This is a genomic window from Cupriavidus sp. UME77, assembly GCF_014170355.1.
Lineage (GTDB): Bacteria > Pseudomonadota > Gammaproteobacteria > Burkholderiales > Burkholderiaceae > Cupriavidus > Cupriavidus basilensis.
Window position 1 is genome coordinate 65,218 of sequence record NZ_LZZU01000049.1, and the last position, 19,359, is coordinate 84,576.

Annotated in this window: 18 protein-coding genes and 1 tRNA gene; 9 read left to right on the forward strand and 10 right to left on the reverse strand. The window is 65.7% G+C overall.

Annotated elements, in window-relative coordinates; translation table 11 throughout:
- Positions 1 to 9 precede the first annotated feature (9 nt).
- Positions 10 to 744 (reverse strand): MipA/OmpV family protein, encoded by a 735-nt coding sequence (locus tag A9975_RS20060; RefSeq protein WP_183034338.1) that lies wholly within the window; start codon positions 742 to 744, stop codon positions 10 to 12.
- Positions 745 to 999: 255 nt separating this feature from the next.
- Between A9975_RS20060 and A9975_RS20065 the strand changes: the two genes are divergently transcribed.
- The gene (locus tag A9975_RS20065; protein ID WP_183034298.1) at positions 1,000 to 1,734 is read left to right on the forward strand and encodes a response regulator; all 735 of its coding nucleotides are present in this window, start codon (positions 1,000 to 1,002) and stop codon (positions 1,732 to 1,734) included.
- The gene (locus tag A9975_RS20070; RefSeq protein WP_183034300.1) at positions 1,735 to 3,072 is read left to right on the forward strand and encodes an ATP-binding protein; all 1,338 of its coding nucleotides are present in this window, start codon (positions 1,735 to 1,737) and stop codon (positions 3,070 to 3,072) included.
- 200 nt (positions 3,073 to 3,272) lie between these two features.
- Here the strand turns inward: A9975_RS20070 and A9975_RS20075 are convergent.
- Positions 3,273 to 3,348, reverse strand: a tRNA-Met gene (locus tag A9975_RS20075).
- Positions 3,349 to 3,477: 129 nt separating this feature from the next.
- On the opposite strand from A9975_RS20075, the gene A9975_RS20080 reads away from it, so the two are divergent.
- A complete protein-coding gene (locus A9975_RS20080) occupies positions 3,478 to 3,675 on the forward strand; it encodes a cold-shock protein (RefSeq protein WP_006158572.1) in 198 nt (65 codons plus the stop codon).
- A gap of 34 nt (positions 3,676 to 3,709) precedes the next feature.
- Entirely contained in the window at positions 3,710 to 3,922 is a 213-nt protein-coding gene (gene rpsU, locus A9975_RS20085; protein ID WP_006158571.1) for a 30S ribosomal protein S21, read from the forward strand.
- Between the two features lie 408 nt (positions 3,923 to 4,330).
- On the opposite strand, the gene A9975_RS20090 is transcribed toward rpsU, so the two are convergent.
- Together A9975_RS20090 and A9975_RS20095 are read right to left on the reverse strand one after the other, a co-directional pair.
- Positions 4,331 to 4,948, reverse strand: a complete 618-nt coding sequence (locus tag A9975_RS20090; protein WP_174425066.1) for a LysE family translocator — start codon at positions 4,946 to 4,948, stop codon at positions 4,331 to 4,333.
- A 97-nt stretch (positions 4,949 to 5,045) separates the two neighbouring features.
- Positions 5,046 to 5,579: a PaaI family thioesterase gene (locus A9975_RS20095; RefSeq protein ID WP_174425065.1), complete on the reverse strand. Its 534-nt coding sequence runs from the start codon at positions 5,577 to 5,579 to the stop codon at positions 5,046 to 5,048.
- A gap of 202 nt (positions 5,580 to 5,781) precedes the next feature.
- Between A9975_RS20095 and nodI the strand changes: the two genes are divergently transcribed.
- The 5 genes from nodI to A9975_RS20120 all read left to right on the forward strand — a co-directional run bounded on the left by nodI (position 5,782) and on the right by A9975_RS20120 (position 11,601).
- Positions 5,782 to 6,693 (forward strand): nodulation factor ABC transporter ATP-binding protein NodI, encoded by a 912-nt coding sequence (gene nodI, locus A9975_RS20100; RefSeq protein WP_370565052.1) that lies wholly within the window; start codon positions 5,782 to 5,784, stop codon positions 6,691 to 6,693.
- 24 nt (positions 6,694 to 6,717) lie between these two features.
- The gene (locus tag A9975_RS20105; RefSeq protein WP_174425064.1) at positions 6,718 to 7,578 is read left to right on the forward strand and encodes an ABC transporter permease; all 861 of its coding nucleotides are present in this window, start codon (positions 6,718 to 6,720) and stop codon (positions 7,576 to 7,578) included.
- Positions 7,579 to 7,969: 391 nt separating this feature from the next.
- Positions 7,970 to 9,115 (forward strand): efflux RND transporter periplasmic adaptor subunit, encoded by a 1,146-nt coding sequence (locus A9975_RS20110; protein ID WP_370565063.1) that lies wholly within the window; start codon positions 7,970 to 7,972, stop codon positions 9,113 to 9,115.
- Complete coding sequence (locus A9975_RS20115; RefSeq protein WP_183034304.1) at positions 9,109 to 11,175, forward strand: ABC transporter permease; 2,067 nt, start codon at positions 9,109 to 9,111, stop codon at positions 11,173 to 11,175. The genes A9975_RS20110 and A9975_RS20115 overlap by 7 nt, the downstream gene beginning before the upstream one ends.
- Positions 11,176 to 11,370: 195 nt before the next feature.
- Positions 11,371 to 11,601 carry a hypothetical protein gene (locus tag A9975_RS20120; protein ID WP_183034306.1) on the forward strand — a complete coding sequence of 77 codons (231 nt, stop codon included), beginning with the start codon at positions 11,371 to 11,373 and terminating at the stop codon, positions 11,599 to 11,601.
- A gap of 29 nt (positions 11,602 to 11,630) precedes the next feature.
- Here A9975_RS20120 and A9975_RS20125 read toward each other — a convergent pair whose 3' ends face one another.
- The 6 genes from A9975_RS20125 to accD form a co-directional block, all read right to left on the reverse strand.
- Complete coding sequence (locus tag A9975_RS20125) at positions 11,631 to 12,836, reverse strand: O-succinylhomoserine sulfhydrylase (RefSeq protein ID WP_150983124.1); 1,206 nt, start codon at positions 12,834 to 12,836, stop codon at positions 11,631 to 11,633.
- 424 nt (positions 12,837 to 13,260) lie between these two features.
- Complete coding sequence (gene purF, locus A9975_RS20130) at positions 13,261 to 14,796, reverse strand: amidophosphoribosyltransferase (RefSeq protein ID WP_043347975.1); 1,536 nt, start codon at positions 14,794 to 14,796, stop codon at positions 13,261 to 13,263.
- A 98-nt stretch (positions 14,797 to 14,894) separates the two neighbouring features.
- Positions 14,895 to 15,392 (reverse strand): CvpA family protein, encoded by a 498-nt coding sequence (locus A9975_RS20135; RefSeq protein WP_183034345.1) that lies wholly within the window; start codon positions 15,390 to 15,392, stop codon positions 14,895 to 14,897.
- A 78-nt stretch (positions 15,393 to 15,470) separates the two neighbouring features.
- Entirely contained in the window at positions 15,471 to 16,214 is a 744-nt protein-coding gene (locus A9975_RS20140; RefSeq protein ID WP_150983122.1) for an SPOR domain-containing protein, read from the reverse strand.
- Positions 16,215 to 16,324: 110 nt separating this feature from the next.
- Positions 16,325 to 17,635, reverse strand: a complete 1,311-nt coding sequence (gene folC / locus A9975_RS20145) for a bifunctional tetrahydrofolate synthase/dihydrofolate synthase (RefSeq protein ID WP_183034308.1) — start codon at positions 17,633 to 17,635, stop codon at positions 16,325 to 16,327.
- 750 nt (positions 17,636 to 18,385) lie between these two features.
- Complete coding sequence (accD, locus tag A9975_RS20150) at positions 18,386 to 19,258, reverse strand: acetyl-CoA carboxylase, carboxyltransferase subunit beta (RefSeq protein ID WP_043347984.1); 873 nt, start codon at positions 19,256 to 19,258, stop codon at positions 18,386 to 18,388.
- Positions 19,259 to 19,359 lie beyond the last annotated feature (101 nt).

Sequence of the window (19,359 nt, forward strand, 5' to 3'; positions counted from 1 at the left end):
GCGTTCTCCTCAGAACGTATAGTTGATCGAGCTCATGCCGAAGTACGACTGCTTGCTCTGCACGATCGGGCTTTTCGCCGCGTCCCCCAGCAGACGTGTCGCAGCAACCAGGGTGCGCACCGACCATTCCTTGGAGAGGGTGTAGTTCCATGCGAGCGACAGCGTCGCGGCATCGAATCCGGCCTTGGGGGCGTACGCGCTGAAGGCACTGTTGGCGGCCTGCGCATCGGTCACGCCGAACAGGGTCTGCATGTAGCGGCCCGAGCCGTAATGCACGCTCGGACCGAGCGTCACCATGTGCGCGCCCGACTGGATCACCGGCACGACCAGGTCAATGTGCCCGCTCAGCCCGCGTTCGCGATGCGTCAGCGGCGCGTCCAGCGTCACGCTCAATGTGGTGTCGCCGTACACGCGCGCGCCGAGCTGAAACGCGCCCATCAGCGAGCCCCGGATATCGCCCATGCCCTTCAGGTGATCGGAGCCAGGCAGGTCCACGCGGTTCTTGTCGGTACGGCCCAGCGCGTAGCCGAGCGAGGCGGTGGCAAACATGCCGTTGCCAAGCTTGTAGGTATAACCAGCGCCTTGCAGCATATCGATGAAGGCGCCGTTGCCGAAGTCGGCGCGCAGCACTGGCGCGCCGACAACCCGGTAGTCTCGGCTTCCCGCATAGCGCGGTGCGGCGCCGGCAGCCAGGCCAACGGAATAGGTTCTTTCCGCGTACGCTGCCGGGCACAGGCTTGCCATCGCGGCCACGAGAAGCGCGCCTTTGCACGCTACCGGTAACCTTGCCACACCCCCCTGATTTCTTGTTTGCTCTTGCACGGATGCTCCGCCTTGATGTCGAAGCACGCAGATTAGGGATGGCGCGCCGGGCTGTCTGTCCTGAAATCGCGCAAAATCTTGTTCAATTGTGCAAATTTGTCTTGAAGCGTCTCCGGCACCCAAACCAAGTCGTTCGCCGGATAGAATCGGCACTTTTCTGCCCCGGGGAACCCTGTCATGAGCGATACCATGGCCAAGTACAAGGTATTACTGGTCGAGGACGATGATCGCCTCGCGCAGCTTGTCAGCGAATATCTGGGCAACTACGAATTCGTGGTGGAGGTGGTGCGGCGCGGCGATATCGCGGTGGCCGCCGTCCAGGCGCTGCGGCCGGCACTGGTCATCCTCGACCTGATGCTGCCGCATATGGACGGCATGGAGGTGTGCCGCGGCATTCGCGCTTTCTCGCGTGTGCCAGTGCTGATCCTGACCGCGCGCGTCGATACGTATGACCAGGTGGCGGGACTGGAAATCGGCGCCGACGATTATGTGGTCAAGCCCATCGAGCCGAGGCTGCTGGTGGCGCGCGCCCGCGCCCTGCTGCGGCGTGCCGCGGCAGAGCGGGTTGCCGAGACCACCGCGCCCGCACAGCGGGACCATGAGCTGGTATTCGGCGCGCTGGTGATTTCGCCGCCGAACCGGCAGGTGACATGGCGCGGGCAAGAGGTGGACCTGAAGACCACCGAGTTCAACCTGCTGCTGATCCTGGCGCGCGCCGCCGGCACCGTGCTGAGCCGCGACGACATCCTCAAGGCATTGCGCGGCATCGAGTTCGATGGCATCGACCGCACCGTCGACTCCGGCATCTCGCGGCTGCGCCGCCGCTTCGAGGATGCCTCGCCCGAGCCGCACAAGATCAAGACCATCTGGGGCCGCGGCTACCTGTTCAGCCCGTCGGCATGGGAGGAATGAATGGTCCGCTCGCTACTCAAGCTCTATCTGCTGGTGATCCTGGCCGCAGCCGGCGCGGTGACCGTCATCAACAACACGTTTATCCCGCTGTTCCATGAGCATTTCACTGAGACCGAACGGGAAAGCCGCAAGGGTTATGCCTTTACGCTCTCCCAATTCCTCGGGCCGCACCGGGGCCCCGAGCGCGAAGCCGCGCTTTCCATCCTGCAAAAGCACTCGCGCGAGATGTTTGACCTGGTCGACGCCGCCGGCCTGACGCATCTCGATGCGCAGCAGCGCAGCGACCTTGCCGCCGGCAAGCTGGTGCTAAGCGAGGACGCCAAGAACTACTACCTGCCGCTGCGCGATGGCCAGATCCTGCACGCGTACAGCGAGGAAGACGACCACACCAACATCTCGGTGCTGGCCTACGGCTTGATCGCCCTCGCCACCTTACTGTCGATCATAGCCTGGGTGTGGTACCACTGGCGCGACCTGGACAAGCTGCAGCAGGCGGCAAGGGATTTCGGCAACGGCAAGCTGTCGACACGGGCCAACCTGCCCCGGCGCTCCAACATCTCCGCACTCGCCAGGCAATTCAATGAGATGGCCGAACAGATCGAAGCCTCGATCGTGCACCAGCGCGAGATGATGCACGGCATCTCGCACGAGCTGAAGACGCCCATCGCGCGGCTGGAGTTCGGCATCGCGCTGCTGCAGTCGGCCGGCACCGGCGAAGCGGAGCAGGCGCGCCAGGTGCTGCGGCTGGAAGACCTGCGCCGCGACGTGCGCGAGCTCGACGAACTGGTCACCGAGCTGCTGACGCTAGGCCAGCTTGAGCAAGGCGCGGCGCCGATGATGCTGATGCGCGTGTCGGTGAGCGAGCTGATCGATAGTGTCGCAGCCAGCGTGGCCAACGAGGTGGCGGATAACAAGCTCACGCTGTCGGCCTATGCCAGCGGCCCCGCGCCCCACCATGTCTGCGATCCGCGGCTGGTGGCGCGGGCACTGCTCAACCTCTGCCGCAACGCCACCCGCTACGCGTGCAGCGCCATCCACCTGCACGCCGAGACCGACGCGGCAGGTACCTTGACCCTGACGGTGGAGGACGATGGCCCCGGCATTGCGCCGGAGGAGCGCGCCCGCATTTTCGAGCCCTTCCACAGGCCCGACTCCAGTCGCAACCGTCATACCGGGGGGTTCGGCCTGGGGCTGGCCATTGTGCGGCGCATCGCGCTGCTGCATGGCGGCCAGGTCAGGCTGGGCAGCAGCAGCAAAGGCGGCGCGCGCTTTGTGATCAGCTTGCCAGCCATGGACGAGCCCGCCATGCCCGCCATGCCCGGCAAGCCGGCGAGTTGAGGAGCCGCACCCCATGAAATGGTCGACGATCGTGACCGTGTTGCTCGCGTGGATGGGCGCCTGCGCCGCCGCCGGCTGGCTGGCGATGGCGTTTTCCGGCCTCACGGCGCAGTAATAGCGCGGTAGTGACGGAATCTGCCCACACAACAAAACAAAAAGCCTGCCGGGACTCCGGGCAGGCTTTTTAGTAGAATACGGTCTGGTTGCGGGGGCAGGACTTGAACCTGCGACCTTCGGGTTATGAGCCCGACGAGCTGCCAACTGCTCCACCCCGCGTCAGAGGGGCGTACTATACGCCACCCTGACGGATTTGCATAGCTTTTCCGGCACGCTTTCTTGACAGCGTTTACGTAAACGTGTAAAAGCAAGTGGGCGCATTCTTTGCGCTCAAAAAAGGATTTTTCCATGGAAACTGGTACCGTCAAGTTCTTCAACGCCCAGAAGGGTTTTGGCTTCATCACCCCGGACGCTGGTGGCAAGGACTTGTTCGTCCACATCTCTCAGGTTCGCGGGGGTGCTCCGCTGCAAGATAACCAGCGAGTGCAATACCAGTCGCAACAGGGCAAGAAGGGTCCTGAAGCGGCCAATGTTTCCCCCGTTTGAACCCGCCGCTTTGCGGCAAAGCTAAAGGACAGAATTGACTAAGATCGTCTTGAAACCAGGTGAGCCCGTTGAAGTTGCAATGCGGCGTTTCCGTCGGGCCATCCTCCAGACCGGCCTGATCGTTGAACTCAAGAGCCGTACCGCTTACGAGAAGCCCACGACCGAGCGCAAGCGCAAGAAGAAAGCCGCGGAATCGCGCCTTCGCAAACGCCTGCGCATGCAGATGTTGCCGAAGAAGATGTACTGATTCGGCACAGCAAGCGGCGAGCGCGCTTCGACGCGTTTCTGCCGCAGGCCGCATAAATCCGCCAGTCATTGCCTGGCGGATTTTTCTTGTTTTAGCGGCGCCGTCGGATGTCCGGCCCTTCGTGGCCTGACATCCGCCGACCGGCCCTGATACCGCCCTGCCCATCGCTCCAAACGGATCGAGCGCGGCCGGCGCTATGCTTGCGTTCGCCCTTTGCGTGCGACACGGCCAGCACTTTTACTCCCCTCTTCGCTTTTTATTGGCTCCAGACGCACGTATGTGCTGCTGCTGCCGCCTTGCCTCGCGCTAAAGCTACAAAGCTAAGGCACTTGCCGCTGCAACTGGCAAAAAACAGGCCGCACAATGCATGGCGGCCCGCTTGCTCGGCAACGCCCTCCCTCCCCTGCCTCAGCTGCGCGCCGCAATCAGCGCGCCCGCGCCAATCAACGTGATGCCGCCCGCGCGCTGTACATTGGCCTGGGCGCGCTGGGTAGTGAGCCGCTTGGCCAGCGCACGCGCCAGCAGCGCGTAGACAGCGGCGTTGGCGGTCGCCATCACCACGAAGGTGGGAATCAGCACCACGGCCTGTGGCCAGAAGGCCAGGCGCGCGTCAAGGAACTGCGGCACGAAGGCCACGAAGAACACGATGCTCTTGGGATTGAGCGCGGTGACCAGCCATGCCTTGGCAAAGCGCTGGCGGCTGCTGCCGGACTGTGCCGTGACCGCCATGGCGCCGGCACGCGAGGCGCCGCGCAGGGCCTGGATGCCCAGGTAGACAAGATAAGCCGCACCGGCCCACTTCAATGCCGTGAACAAGGCCGCCGAGGTGGCCAGCACTGCGCCGAGGCCGGCCATCGACAGCGTGAACGCGGTCAGGTCGCCCGCAGCAACGCCGGCCACGGTGGCATAGGCGGAGCGGCCACGATGGGCAAGCGCATCGCCAATCACCAGCAGGATGGTCGGGCCGGGAATGATCAGCACGACGATGCTTGTCAACACAAAGGCCAGCCAGTGTTCGAAGGACATTGCGACTCCAGGTTTCGTTGATTGGGCACCCTCCGGGTGACGCATCAGTATAAGCAAAGCCGCTTGCCGCAGACAGCGGCGCCAGCCCTGCCACGTCTCAGCCAGCCGGCATCGGAAAAACCAGGCAGGTGGTAGTGGCGTAAGCGTACAGCTTGCCCTGCGTGTCGACGATGCGGCCCTCGGCAATGCCGATCTGCGTGGTCAGGCTGATGACCTTGCCCTCCGCGCGAATCGGGCCGGTCTTGGCGGTCAGCGGGCGCACGTAGTTCACCTTCAGCTCCAAGGTGGTGTAGCCCTTGCCGGCCGGCAGCATGGTGTGGACAGCGCAACCCACGCAGGAATCGAGCAGGGTCGCGGCATAGCCACCGTGCACGCTGCCGATCGGGTTGTAGTGCTGCGGGCCGGGTGTGCCCTGGAAGACGAAGCGTCCCGCTTCGAACTCCACCGGGAAGAAGTCCATCAGTTGCGCAATCGGCGCACCCGGCAGCTTGCCGGCCAGCATGTCCTCGAAGAACTGCAGCCCGGCACGTTCGCTCAACTGCGCGAGCGTTGCCACGCCAGGCCCTCCCAGCCTGGCGCGCGCCAGTCGTTCGGCTTCCTGCCACTGCGCCAGCGTGTCTTGCGCACTCATCTGCTTTGTCTCCATGATCCGCCCTGATCTGTTTTGGTGTCCCGTGCACGCAGCAACTTTTGCCGGCATGCGCGCCCCGGCGCGAAGCAGCAAGATAACCGCATCCGCGAATTCTTGCTGCAGCGCGCCACGGAGCATCCGCGCAGCTGCCTGCATAATGATGGATATTGCGCCCGCGGCGCGCCCAACTCCCGCTCCTGCCTTGACTGCCATTCTTGAACTACGCAATGTAAGCAAGCAATACGGCGACACCGTCGTGGTCGACGATCTCAGCCTGAGCGTGCAGCGCGGCCAGTGCTTCGGCCTGCTGGGCCCGAACGGCGCCGGCAAGACCACCACGCTGCGCTTGCTCCTGGGACTGACCACGCCGGCGTCCGGCACGCTCACGCTGTGCGGCGAGCCGATTCCGCAACGTGCGCCGCAGGCCCGCATGCGGGTGGGCGTGGTGCCGCAGTTCGATAACCTCGATCCCGATTTCACCGTGGTGGAGAACCTGCGCATCTTTGGCCGTTACTTCGGCCTGGAGCGCGCCGTGATCGAGGCGCGCGTGCCGGCGCTGCTGGAATTCGCGCGGCTGGAGAGCCGTGCCAAGGCGCAGGTAAGAGACCTGTCGGGCGGCATGCGCCGGCGGCTGACGGTGGCACGCGCCTTGATCAACGACCCCGACCTGCTGGTGATGGACGAGCCCACCACGGGGCTGGACCCGCAGGCGCGCCACCTGATCTGGGAGCGCCTGAAGTCGCTGTTGGCCAACGGCAAGACCATCCTGCTGACCACGCACTTCATGGAAGAGGCCGAGCGCCTGTGCAACTACCTGTGCGTGATCGACAGCGGCCGCAAGATCGCCGAAGGCAAGCCGCATGAACTGATCGACAGCCAGATCGGCTGCGACGTGGTGGAAGTGTATGGCGACAACCTGGAGCCCCTTCGCGGCGAGCTGCAGCCGCTTGCGACGCGCACCGAGATGAGCGGCGAGACACTGTTTTGCTATGTCAAGGAGCCCGCGCCATTGCTGGCGGCGCTGCACGGCCGCAGCGGCGTGCGTTACCTGCACCGCCCGGCCAACCTGGAAGACGTCTTCCTCAAGCTGACCGGCCGCGAGATGCGGGACTAAGGCCAGACTGACAACGGAATGAACATGAGCGAACAAGACCCCCGCCCCGCCGTCGCGCCGGCCGCCGCCACCGCGGCGCACCCTGGCGCCGCGCCGCGGCAGCATTACCCGCAGCCGCTGCTGCCGATGAACATGCGCAACTGGACCATGGTCTGGTACCGCAACTTCATGGTGTGGAAGAAGCTGGCGATTCCCTCGATGATCGGCAACCTGGCCGATCCGATGATTTACCTGTTCGGGCTTGGCCTCGGACTTGGCCTGCTGGTGGGACAGGTCAACGGCGTGTCCTATATCGCCTTTCTCGCGGCTGGCACCACGGCGTCCAGCGTGATGATGTCGGCGAGCTTCGAGTCAATGTATTCCGCCTTCTCGCGCATGCATGTGCAGCGCACCTGGGAAGCCATCATGCATGCGCCGCTGACGCTCGGCGACGTGGTGCTGGGCGAGATCATGTGGGCCGCCAGCAAGGCGGTGCTGTCGGGCATGGCCATCATGCTGGTGGCCGGCGTGCTGGGTTATGCGCAGTTGCCGGGCGCGCTGCTGGCGTTGCCCGTGATCGTGCTGGCGGGCATTGCGTTTGCCAGCCTGGCCATGATCGTCACGGCGCTGGCGCCCAGCTACGACTTCTTCATGTTCTACCAGACGCTGGTGATGACGCCGATGCTGCTGCTCTCCGGCGTGTTCTTCCCGCTGGAGCAATTGCCCGCGGGCGCGCAGGCCGCCACCCAGGTGCTGCCGCTGGCGCATGCAGTGGCGTTGATCCGTCCCATCATGCTGGGGCGCCCGGTCGACAACCTGGCGCTGCACCTGATCGTGCTCGGCGCTTACGCAGCCGTGGCGCTGGTCGTGGCGCTGATGCTGCTGCGCCGGCGCTTGCTGCGCTGAGGTTGCGATAGAGGCAAGGACTGCCGCAAGCGCCCGGGCCGGACATGCATCCGGGCGCGAGACGGGATGACAAGCAACCCGCGCCCTCCGTTCTGTTTCTGTTGCCCTACGGCTTGTGTTGCTGATCGCGCACTCTGTTACAATGCGAACGATTATCGTTTAGATTATCATTCCATCGCGCAGGTGAGCAGCTCATGCCGGCAGGCAACACATCGCTAGACCTCCATTCCCTCTATTGCTGCGACCACCACGGCTGGCTCCATGACTTGCGCCGCGCCGCCCTCGCTCGCCTGGACGTGCCGCACGCCACCAACATATGCCTGGAGACCGCCCCGTGAACCGCGCCCACCGCTTCCGCCCCTCCCCGCGCGCGCTTCGGCGCGGCGCGCTCATGCTGCTGGTCGCCGGCACCGCCGGCGCGCTGTGGATGGCACAGCGCCCGGCCGTCGACTACGTCACCGTGCCGGTGGCGCGCGGCGACATCGAGGCCACCGTCAATGCCATCGGCACGCTGCAGCCGCGCCGCTATGTGGACGTGGGCGCGCAGGTCTCCGGGCAGATCCTGCGCCTGCACGCGCAGCCCGGCGCGGTGGTCGACAAGGGCAGCCTGCTGCTGGAGATCGACCCGAGCGTGCAGCGCGCCACGGTGGATGGCGGCCGTGCCGCGCTCGCGGGACTGCGCGCGCAGTTGGCCGACCAGTTGGCGCAGCACCGGCTGGCGGGCCGGCAACTGGCGCGTCAGAAGGCAATGGCGGCCGACGGTGCCACCCGCGACGAAGACCTGCAGGTTGCCGAGGCCGCCTTCGATTCCGCCGCCGCCAAGCTCGACCGGCTGCGCGCGCAGATTGCCCAGACCCAGGCCTCGCAGCGTGCCGAGGAAGCGCGCCTGGGCTATACGCGCGTCTACGCGCCGATGGGCGGCACGGTGGTATCCGTCGAGGCGCGCGAGGGCCAGACCCTCAACGCCACCTACCAGACCCCTAACGTGCTGCGCATTGCCGACCTCTCCGGCATGACGGTATGGACCGAGGTGTCCGAGGCCGACATCGCGCGCGTGCGGCCCGGCATGCCGGTGTACTTCACCACGCTGGGCAGCAACGACCAAGGGGCACCGCGCCGCTGGACCGGCACGGTGCGCCAGGTGCTGCCGGCCCCGCCCAAGACCGCCAGCGCGGCAGCCAGCGGCGACGGCAATGCCCCCGCCGCGGCCACCAAGGCAGTGGTCTACACCGTGCTGTTTGATGTCGACAACGCGGACGGCGCATTGATGCCGCAGATGACGGCGCAGGTGTCCTTCGTTGCCGCGCACGCGCGCAACGTCGTCACCGTGCCGCTGGCGGCGCTGACGGCCAGCGCCGACGCGCCCGGCATCTTTGCGGCGCGCGTGCTCGATGCGAACGGCACGCCGCAGGCGCGCCGCGTGCGCGTCGGCGTGCGCAGCCGCCATCTGGCCGAAGTGCGCGAGGGCCTGCGTGACGGCGACCGGCTGGTCACCGGCGAGCGCGTTCGCGACGGCGTGCGGTGGCTGAAATGGTGAGCATCGCCAACGTCGACAGCAGCGCAAACGGCGCGAACGGCGCGAACGGGCAGCCGCTGATTTCGCTGCGCGGCATACGCAAGCGCTACGGCGGCGCCGGCAAAGGCAGCGCCGCGCACGGCAACCAGCCGCCCGCGGTCGAGGTGCTGCAAGGCATCGACCTGGACATCCATGCCGGCGAGTTTGTCGCTATCGTCGGTGCTTCCGGCTCGGGCAAGTCCACGCTGATGCATCTGCTGGGCTGCCTGGACCGGCCCAGCGCCGGCACCTATCACTTCAACGGGCACGATGTGGCCAGCCTGGATGCCGATGCGCTCGCCTGGCTGCGGCGCGAGGCATTCGGCTTCGTGTTCCAGGGATACCATCTGGTCGCCACCGACTCCGCCAGCGAGAACGTGCAGGTGCCGGCCATCTACGCTGGACTGCCCGAGGCTGAGCGCGCCGCGCGCGCGGCCGCGCTGCTCACGCGCCTGGGCATGGCAGACAAGCTTCACCATCGCCCCAGCCAGTTGTCCGGCGGCCAGCAGCAGCGCGTGTCGATCGCGCGCGCGCTGATGAACGGCGGGCGCATCATCCTGGCCGACGAGCCCACCGGCGCGCTCGACAGCAAGAGCGGCGCGGAGGTCATGGCGCTGCTACGCGAGCTGGCCGCTGCCGGACACACGGTGATCCTCATTACCCACGACCGCGGCGTGGCGGCGCAGGCCAGGCGCGTGATCGAGATCCGCGATGGCTGCATCGTCGCCGACAACGCGGGCGATGCCGCCCAAATGACAGCGGATAGCGACACGGCCGTCCTGCCGGCCTTGCCCATATTGCCTGCGTTGCAAATACCAGGCAGCGCACACGCCGATGGCGGGGCCACGCTGCTGGCCGACATCCGCGAGGCCGCGCGTACCGCCTGGCGCGGCATGCGGCTAAACCGCGTGCGCACCGGGCTAACGCTGCTTGGCATCATCATTGGCGTGGCGTCGGTGATCGTGATGCTGGCCGTGGGCGAAGGCGCGCGCCAGCGGGTGATGGCGCAGATGGGCACGCTGGGCACCACCATCATGTACCTGGGCAGCCGCCCTCCCCCCACCGGCGGGCCCGCCGGCCAGCTGACGCCGGAGGACCTGGAGGCCATTGCCGCGCTGCCCTCGATCCATAGCGTGATGCCGGTGATCGGCGACCCCATCACCGTGCGCCGCGGCAACGCTGACCGCCAGCTCTATGTGTTCGCCGCCAGCGAGGAAATGCCAGCCGTGCATCACTGGCAGGTGGCGCAAGGCCGCTACTACACCGCGGCCGAGGACCGCGACCTGGCGCCGCTGGTGGTGCTGGGCCACAAGGCGCGCGAGCACTTCTTCGCCAGCATGGCAAATCCGCTCGGCCAGCAGTTGCTGATCGGCAATTCGCCGTTCGAGGTCATCGGCGTGATGGCCGAGCGCGGCGCCGACTCCGGCGCGCAAGACTACGACAACATGGTCTTCATTCCCTACCAGGCAGGCCGCGCCCGCGTCTACCAGGCGCAGACGCAGCCCGACTATGTCGTGGTGGAGGCCGCCTCGTCGGCGCAGGTGCATGCCGCCGAAGCGGCCATGCACGCATTGCTGCTGGCCCGGCACGGCGGGCGCGAGGACTTTTCCATCGGCAATGCCGCCGCGCGCCTGCAGGCCGAGGTAGCCACGCGCCGCAGCATGTCGATGATGCTTGGGCTGATCGCGGCGGTATCGCTGCTGGTGGGCGGCATCGGCGTAATGAACGTGATGCTGATGACGGTACGCGAGCGCACCCGCGAGATTGGCATTCGCATGGCCACCGGCGCGCGCCAGCGCGATATCCTGCGGCAATTCCTGACGGAGGCCACCATGGTTACCGTGCTGGGCGGCGCGGTGGGCCTCGCCGCCGGCCTGCTGCTGGGGGCGGCGCTGATCGCCATGGGGGTGCCGACGGTGTTTTCCGTGTCGGCCATGGCGGGCGCTTTCGGCTGCGCGGTGGCAACCGGGCTGGTATTCGGCTACATGCCGGCACGCACCGCGGCGCGGCTGGATCCGGTGGTGGCGCTGGCGGGCGAATAGCGGTAGCGAGTGGCCCGGGGGAGAGTATGATGCCGGGCACGGCGCAAGGCGTTCCTGTGTACCCGGATACCTGGGCACCTGAGGCCGGCCGCCCACATCACCTCCACCGTCCCGCAAGCGCGAGCAGTGTTCATGCCATTTCCAATGTACGTCCGCGTCGCGCCAGCGAAGAAAAAGCAGCAGCGGAGCCGCGTCATGCGCGCTGCCGCAACGTTGGCCGCTTTGGGCCTGTGCGGCGCAATGGCCGCTTGCAGCGTGGTTGGCGCCACCGTGGCGGTGGGCAGTGCTGCGGTCTCTACCGTGGCCACTGTTGGCTCCGCGGCAGTGAGCGTGGGATCGACCGTGGTCGAGACGACCTACGACGTGACCAAGGCCGGGGTCAAGGCCGTGGCCGGCAGCAGCGACGACGCCGTGCCGGCGCACTGAGCGCTCGGGCGCCTTGGCGCCCTGATGCTTTAGCCCTGCAGGCCGCGCAGCAAGTCCGCCTTCAGGTCTGCTACCGACTCGAGGCCGACAGCCAGGCGGATCAGCCCTTCGCCGATGCCCGCGGCCGCCTTGGCTTCCGGGCTGACGCGTCCATGCGTGGTCGTGTAGGGATGGGTCACGGTGGTGCGCGTATCGCCCAGGTTGCCGGTGATCGAGCACACGCGCGTGTTGTCGATCACGCGCCAGGCATTGGCGCGCTGCTGCTCCGGTGACTCCCCCTTGAGTTCGAACGACACGATGGCGCCGCCGCCGCTTTGCTGGCGCTGGGCCACCTCGTACTGCGGGTGGGACTTCAGCGCCGGGTGATATACGCGCGCAACTGCCGGATGCGACTCCAGGAACTCGGCCAGTGCCAGCGCGCTCTGGCTGTGGCGCTCCATGCGGATCGCCAGCGTTTCCATGCCCTTGAGCAGCACCCAGGCGTTGAATGCCGACAGCGTCGGCCCGGCCGTGCGCACGAAGGGGAACACCTTGCCCATGATGAAATCGTGCGAGCCGAGCACCGCGCCGCCCAGCACGCGGCCCTGCCCGTCGATATGCTTGGTGGCCGAGTGGACCACGATGTCGGCGCCGAATTTCATCGGCTGCTGCAACGCCGGCGAACAGAAGCAGTTATCCACCACCAGCAGCGCGCCAGCGTTGTGGGCAATGTCCGCCACCGCGGCGATGTCGGCCACTTCGGTGAGCGGATTGGACGGCGTTTCCAGGAAGAACAGCTTGGTGTTCGGCTTGACCGCCGCGCGCCAGGCCGCCAGGTCGGTGCCATCGACAAAGGTGGTTTCCACGCCGAATTTGGCGAAGATGTTCGAGAACAGCGTCATGGTGGAGCCGAAGATGGCGCGCGAGCTGACCAGGTGATCGCCCGCTTGCATCGACGACATGACGATCGACATGATCGCGCTCATCCCGGATGCGGTTGCCATGCACGCCTCGGCGCCTTCCAGGGCGGCCAGGCGGCTCTGGAACATCGCCACCGTGGGGTTGGTGAAGCGCGAGTAGGTGAAGCCCGACTCCGAATTGGCGAAGCGCTCCGCGGCCTCGGCAGCGCTGTTGAAGCAGAAGCTGGAGGTCAGGTACATCGCCTCCGAGTGCTCCATGAACTCGCTGCGCATGGTGCCGGCGCGCACGCCAAGCGTATCGATGCCGAGGGAGTCGAGGGGAAGCGGTTCGTTCATGATGGGGAGGCGGTGGTACCCGCGCGGTTATCCGTGTAAGTGGTGGTAGCCTGGCTGCCCCGGATGCGCGCCGGCGGCAGCAATAAAAAAGCCCGTGCGATCTTTGGCCGGGGGCCGAATCGACGGGCTGCTTGTGTTCGTTGGGATAGGCCCCGCGCTGCGGCGGGAATCCGGCTTGCCAATGTGCCTGTGGTGCGCACAACCGGGAAGCCGGCGTTCCGCTTTAGCTGTTTCGGGCATTTCCCTGTGACGGGCAATTTCCTGTTCCGCGAGCAATGATCAACAACAACGATCAACCTATCGCTCCGGCAGTACCCGCGTCCGCAAGCTGACAATCAAATCGACGCCCGGCAATGTTACGGCCGGGCCTCGCTTCTCGTCAACTCCACGCCGGTCATCACGGCGATTGCGCGCGGGCGCCGTCTTACTCGTTGCCGCCGGAGCGTTGCAAGTGCAGTTGCGAGCGCTCGCTATCGCCAAGGCCGCCGGTGCCATCGCGATCGGCCTGGCTGCGCGCGGTTTCCAGGCGCTCCAGATAGGCTTCGTCGATATCCCCTGTGACGTAACGGCCATCGAAGCACGAGGCATCGAAGTCGTTCAGCTTGGGGTTGATGTCGCGCACGGCCTGCTTCATGGCTTCGACGTCCTGGTAGACCAGCTTGTCGGCGCCGATGATGCGGGCGATTTCTTCATCCGTGCGGCCGTAGGCAACCAGTTCGCTGCGGGTGGGCATATCAATGCCGTACACGTTGGGGAACTTCACCGGCGGCGCGGCCGAGGCAAAGATCACCTTTTTGGCGCCGGCTTCGCGCGCCATCTGCACGATCTCGAAAGACGTGGTGCCGCGCACGATGGAATCGTCCACGATCAGCACGTTCTTGCCCTTGAACTCCACGCCCATGGCGTTGAGCTTCTGGCGCACCGACTTCTTGCGTACCGCCTGGCCGGGCATGATGAAGGTGCGGCCGATATAACGGTTCTTGAAGAAGCCCTCGCGGTAGTTCACGCCCAGCTTGTTGGCCACCTGCATCGCGGCCGGACGGCTGGAGTCGGGAATCGGCATCACCACGTCGATGTCACCCGCGGAGACTTCGCGGCGGATCTTCTCGGCCAGGTAGTCGCCCATGCGCAGGCGCGCGTCGTAGACGGGCACGCCATCGATGCACGAATCCGGGCGGGCCAGGTAGACGTACTCGAAGATGCAAGGTGTGAGCACCGGATTATCGGCGCATTGCTGGGTGTAGAGCTTGCCGTCGAGGTCGATGAAGATGGCCTCGCCAGGCGCCACGTCGCGCTCGAGCTTGTAGCCGATGCCTTCGAGCGCCACCGACTCCGACGCCACCATCCACTCCTTGCCGGTCGGCGTTTCCACGCTGCCCAGGCACAACGGACGAATGCCGAACGGATCGCGCACGGCCAGCATGCCGTAGCCAGCGATCTGCGCGGCGATGGCGTACGAGCCGCGCACGCGGCGGTGCATGCCGGCCACGGCCTTGAAGATCGTGGGCGGATCCAGCGCCAGGCCGCTGCTGGCGCGCTGCAGCTCGTCCGCCAGCACGTTGAGCAGCACTTCGGTGTCGGAGTGCGTGTTGATGTGGCGGCGGTCGCGGCTGAACAGCTCCTCGTGCAACTGTTTCCAGTTGGTCAGGTTGCCGTTGTGGGCCAGGATCACGCCGTAGGGCGCATTGACGTAGAACGGTTGGGCTTCTTCCTCGCTCGAGGCCGAACCGGCGGTGGGGTAACGCACCTGGCCGATGCCGGCGGCACCCGGCAGGCCGCGCATATTGCGCGTGCGAAACACGTCGCGCACCAGGCCGTTGGCCTTGTGCATGTGGAAGGTGCTGCCGTTTGCGGTAGCGATGCCGGCTGCATCCTGTCCGCGGTGTTGCAACAGCAGCAGGCTGTCGTAAATCAATTGGTTAACGGGCGTGGATGAAACCACACCGACGATACCGCACATGCCAAGCTCCCAGGAAAGGCGTTTGAATCAGGGGGCGGCCCCGCCCTTCAGGGAGGAGCCCGCGTACTACCAGCCGGGCGGGTCTGCCCGGCTTCATGTCATGTCTTGACGTATTTGGCGACTTCGGGAGGCAGCCAGGGCCGCAGCGACTCCATCGCCTGCATCACGTAGGGTCGGGACAGCGCATCGCGCCAGAATGCCTCCTCAGGCAGTTTGGTGAACCCGGCCACGGTCACCACGAACATCACGACCAACGCGCCGCGCAGCAGCCCGAACACCAGCCCGAGGCCACGGTCGGCGGGCTTGAGCCCGGTGCTCTCCAGCAACTGGCCCAGCACCGTGCCGGCCAGTGCCGCGGCGATCACGGTGCCGATGAAGACCACCGCGAAGCCCAGTGCGCTGCGCGCCAGCTGCCCGCCGGGCACCGATTCGGGGATCCAGCCAGCCGCTGTGCCCGCGAAGTGGTAGGCCACCAGGAACGCCACCACCCAGCCGATCAGCGATAACACTTCCCGCACCAGCCCGCGCAGCACGCCGATCAGGCCCGAGGCGATGAGGATGAAAACAACGCTGTAATCGAAAAAAGTCGGCTGCATGCGTAATACGGTGTCCCGGTGCGGCGGCTGGGTAATGAGGATAGTGGGGCTCATGGGGCAACCAGCCCGCGCCGGGCTTTACTGTTCGATCACCTTGGCGGTCAGGCCTGCGGCGCGCACCCGCTTCTCGGCAGCGTCAGCCGCGTCGCGATCCGAAAAAGGACCGGCACGCAGCAGCACACGCTCGCCGTCGGCCAACACCTTCTTCTCGATATAAGCGGGCACCTTGCCTGCCTTGAGCTTGCTCAGCCAGAGCTTGGCCTTCTCCTCCGAGGAGAACGCGCCGATCAGCACCAGGAACTTGCCGCTGCCCGGCTTGGCTGCGGGGGTGGCCGGCTTGTCGGCGATTTTCTCGGCAGGCGCTGCCGCAGTCGCTGCGACGGTGGCCGCAGCGGCCGGCTTGGCCGCTGCCGAATCGGCAACCAGTTCTTCGCCGGCATCGAGCGCCTGGCTATCGAGCTTGGATTGCGGAGCCGGCGGCAACGGATCCGCCTTGCGGGCATCAGGCTTCACCTTGCCCGCCGCGCCCCCAGGGCCACCATCGATCTTGACCGCGATATTGTCGACGACCGGCCTTGGCTGGGTCTCGAAGACGATCGGCAGCACGATGACGGCAGCGGCCATCAGCACCACCGCGCCGATCAGGCGCCGGCGCGCCCGCTGCTTCTGCGGAAACTCCGGGTCGAGCGTGTCGTCCGCGTACTCCTCGGCCAGGCGCCGCGACGATGCGATGCCTGCACCCGGGTCCGAACGCGAGCGGCGCCCACGCTCCGGTGCCGGGGCGTTGCCCTTGCGGGAAGAAAACAGCGAAAGCAGGCCCATAGATTGGTTCGGTGCGACGGCCGCAAAACCGGCCGTTGAAATTGTCGCTCAGATTGCGCGGCGATTTGCCCCGGTGTTAGCCCCGGAAAACTGCCCGGCGGCCGCGCGACTCAATTTGCCCGGGTGGCGCGATATGCCATCACGCCCGCCACGGTGTAGAACGATCCGAAGACCAGAATTCTATCATCCTCGGTCGCTCTGCCGAGGGCATCCCGGTAAGCCGCCTCCGGGCTGGCAAAGCAGGCTGCCGTGGCATCTGGCCCCGGATGGAAACCGCCCTCTTCCAGCTTCTCCAGCAAGTCCGCCGCGCTGGCCGCGCGCGGCGTCGGCAGGTCGGCCAGGCACCAGTGGTCGACCTTGTCGGCCAGATGGCGCAGCACGCCTGCGATGTCCTTGTCCTCCATCGCGCCGAACACCGCGTAGGTGTAGCGGAAGAAGCCCATATTGTCGAGGTTCTGGCCAAGCGTGGCAGCCGCATGCGGGTTATGCGCCACATCCAGGATCACCGTCGGGCGCCCCGGCATCACTTGGAAGCGTCCCGGCAGTTCCACGAAGGCAAGTCCGTTGCGCACTTCCTGCGCACTCACCGGCAGCCGCGAGCGCATCGCCTGCAGCGCAGCCAGCGCAGCCGAAGCATTGAGCAACTGGTTGGCGCCGCGCAGTGCGGGATAGCCCAGCCCGTTGAGCTTGCGCTCGCGGCTGCTCCAGTCCCACTGCTGACGCTCCTGGCCCTTGGAAGCCTGCTGATGGAAGTCCCGGCCCACCAGCCAGAGATCCGCGCCGATCGCCTCGGCATGATCGATCACCGACTGCGGCGGCACCGGATCCGCCACGATGGCCGGCACGCCCGGACGGAAGATGCCCGCCTTCTCGTAGCCGATCTTCTCGCGCGTATCGCCCAGGTAACTTGTGTGGTCGATGTCTACGCTGGTCACGATGGCGCAATCGGTATCGATCACGTTTACCGCATCCAGCCGGCCGCCCAGCCCCACCTCCAGGATCATGGCATCCAAGCCGGCCGCGGCGAAAGCATGGATGATGGCCAGCGTGGTGAACTCGAAATACGTCAGGCTCACCGGATCCGCAAAGCTCGTGCGCGCCCGTTCCACCGCCTCGAAATGCGGCAACAGCTGCGCGTCGGTGGCGAACTCGCCATTGATGCGCGCACGCTCGTTGAACGCCATCAGGTGCGGCGACGTATGGCAACCCACCTTGTAGCCCGCCTCAAGCAGGATGCGCTCCAGCATGGCGCAGGTGGAGCCTTTGCCGTTGGTGCCTGCGACGGTAAACACCACTGCATCGATGCGCAGCCCCAGGGCCTCCTTGACGCGGGTGATGCGCGCCAGGCCCATGTCGATGCCGACCGGGTGGGCGGATTCGAGATGGGTTAGCCATTCGGGGAGGGAGGGGAAGATAGGCATGGTGGGGAGACGGCGTTAATCGGGGGGGTGGCTTATTGGAGCCGGTTTTGGGGTGAGTGGTTCTTTGCGGGGCGGATTGGTTGGGTTTGGAATTGCGTAGGGATGATGTTGGGGCGTGTTGGGGTAAGTCAAAGGTCTAACGTCAAAGGCAACTACAACTGCAGTTTCACCACCCCTGCGGGGCGGCGACCTACTTTCTTGTCTTGCCAAGAAAGTAGGCAAAGAAGGCGCGCCGGATGGGGCGACACCCCCTCGGGATTTCATGAAAAGAGCGGCCGGGACCCAAACTCGCATCGCCTTAAGGCGATACTCAGACATGGGTCCCTCTTTTCCGCTCTTTTCATGAAATCCCGAGGCGCCCCATACGGCCTTGGTACACCTCCACGGCTCGCTTCGCATCGCCATGGGTGTTTCCCGCCCCCAGGCGGGAAACACGGCCGACCCAGCGCGAGAGCGATGTCGTCAAATCACCATGCGGTGTAGCCGTGATTTGCGCCCCCAGGCGGAAATCACCTCCCCGCGATGCGAAGCGAGCCGTCTGGGTTTTCATCTCCCGTTATGGGGCGCCTCGTCCGGGTCGCTTCTTTGCCTACTTTCTTGGCGAGACAAGAAAGTAGGTCGCCTCCCCCCAGGGGAGGTGAAACTGCCTTTGGCTCTGCAGTTAAGCAGCTGCAATTAAACCCATCACCCCAAAAAGCGAAAAAGCGCGAACAACCGCCCGCGCCTGATCACCATCAACCAACCCAACCCTTATGCCACGGCATCTGCCGGCTGCTTCTGCAGCAAAGCCAGCAACTGCGCCAACTCATCCCGCAGCTTGCGACGGTCGACAATCATATCGATCGCACCCTTCTGCAACAGGAACTCAGCCCGCTGGAAGCCTTCCGGCAGCTTCTCGCGCACGGTCTGCTCGATCACGCGGGGACCGGCAAAGCCGATCAGCGCCTTGGGCTCAGCAATCACCACATCACCCAGGAACGCAAAGCTGGCCGAAACGCCACCCATGGTGGGATCGGTCAACACGCTGATGAACGGCAGCTTGGCGTTCGACAGCTGGTTCAGCATGGACGTGGTCTTGGCCATCTGCAGCAGCGACAGCAGGCTTTCCTGCATGCGTGCGCCGCCCGTGGCGGTTATGCAGATGAACGGCACCTTCTGCTCCAGCGCGGCCTGGGCGCCACGCACGAAGCGCTCACCCACCACCGAGCCCATGGAGCCGCCCATGAATTCGAACTCGAAGCAGCTCACCACGACCGGAATGGTGTGAATGGCGCCGCCGATCACGACCATGGCATCGGTCTCGCCGGTGTCGTCCATGGCGGCCTTGATGCGGTCCGGGTACTTCTTGGTGTCCTTGAACTTCAGTGCGTCGACCGGCAGGATTTCCTGGCCGATTTCATAGCGGCCTTCGGCGTCCAGCAGCCCGTCGAGGCGGGCGCGGGCGCGGATGCGCATATGGTGGTCGCACTTGGGGCAGACGTGGAGGTTGGCCTCGACGTCGGTCCGGTACAACACCGACTCGCACGACGGGCACTTGACCCACAGCCCTTCCGGAATGCCCTTGCGGGTGGAGGGGTCGGTCTGTTGAATCTTGGGAGGGAGGAGTTTATCCAACCAGCTCATGAAAGGCTCCTTTCGGCACATGCGCGGAACATGTCAGGCCGCGAATTTACCATGCCTGCGGTCCGCAGTCCCCGTTCCGCCGGGGCGATGCGCCTGTTGCG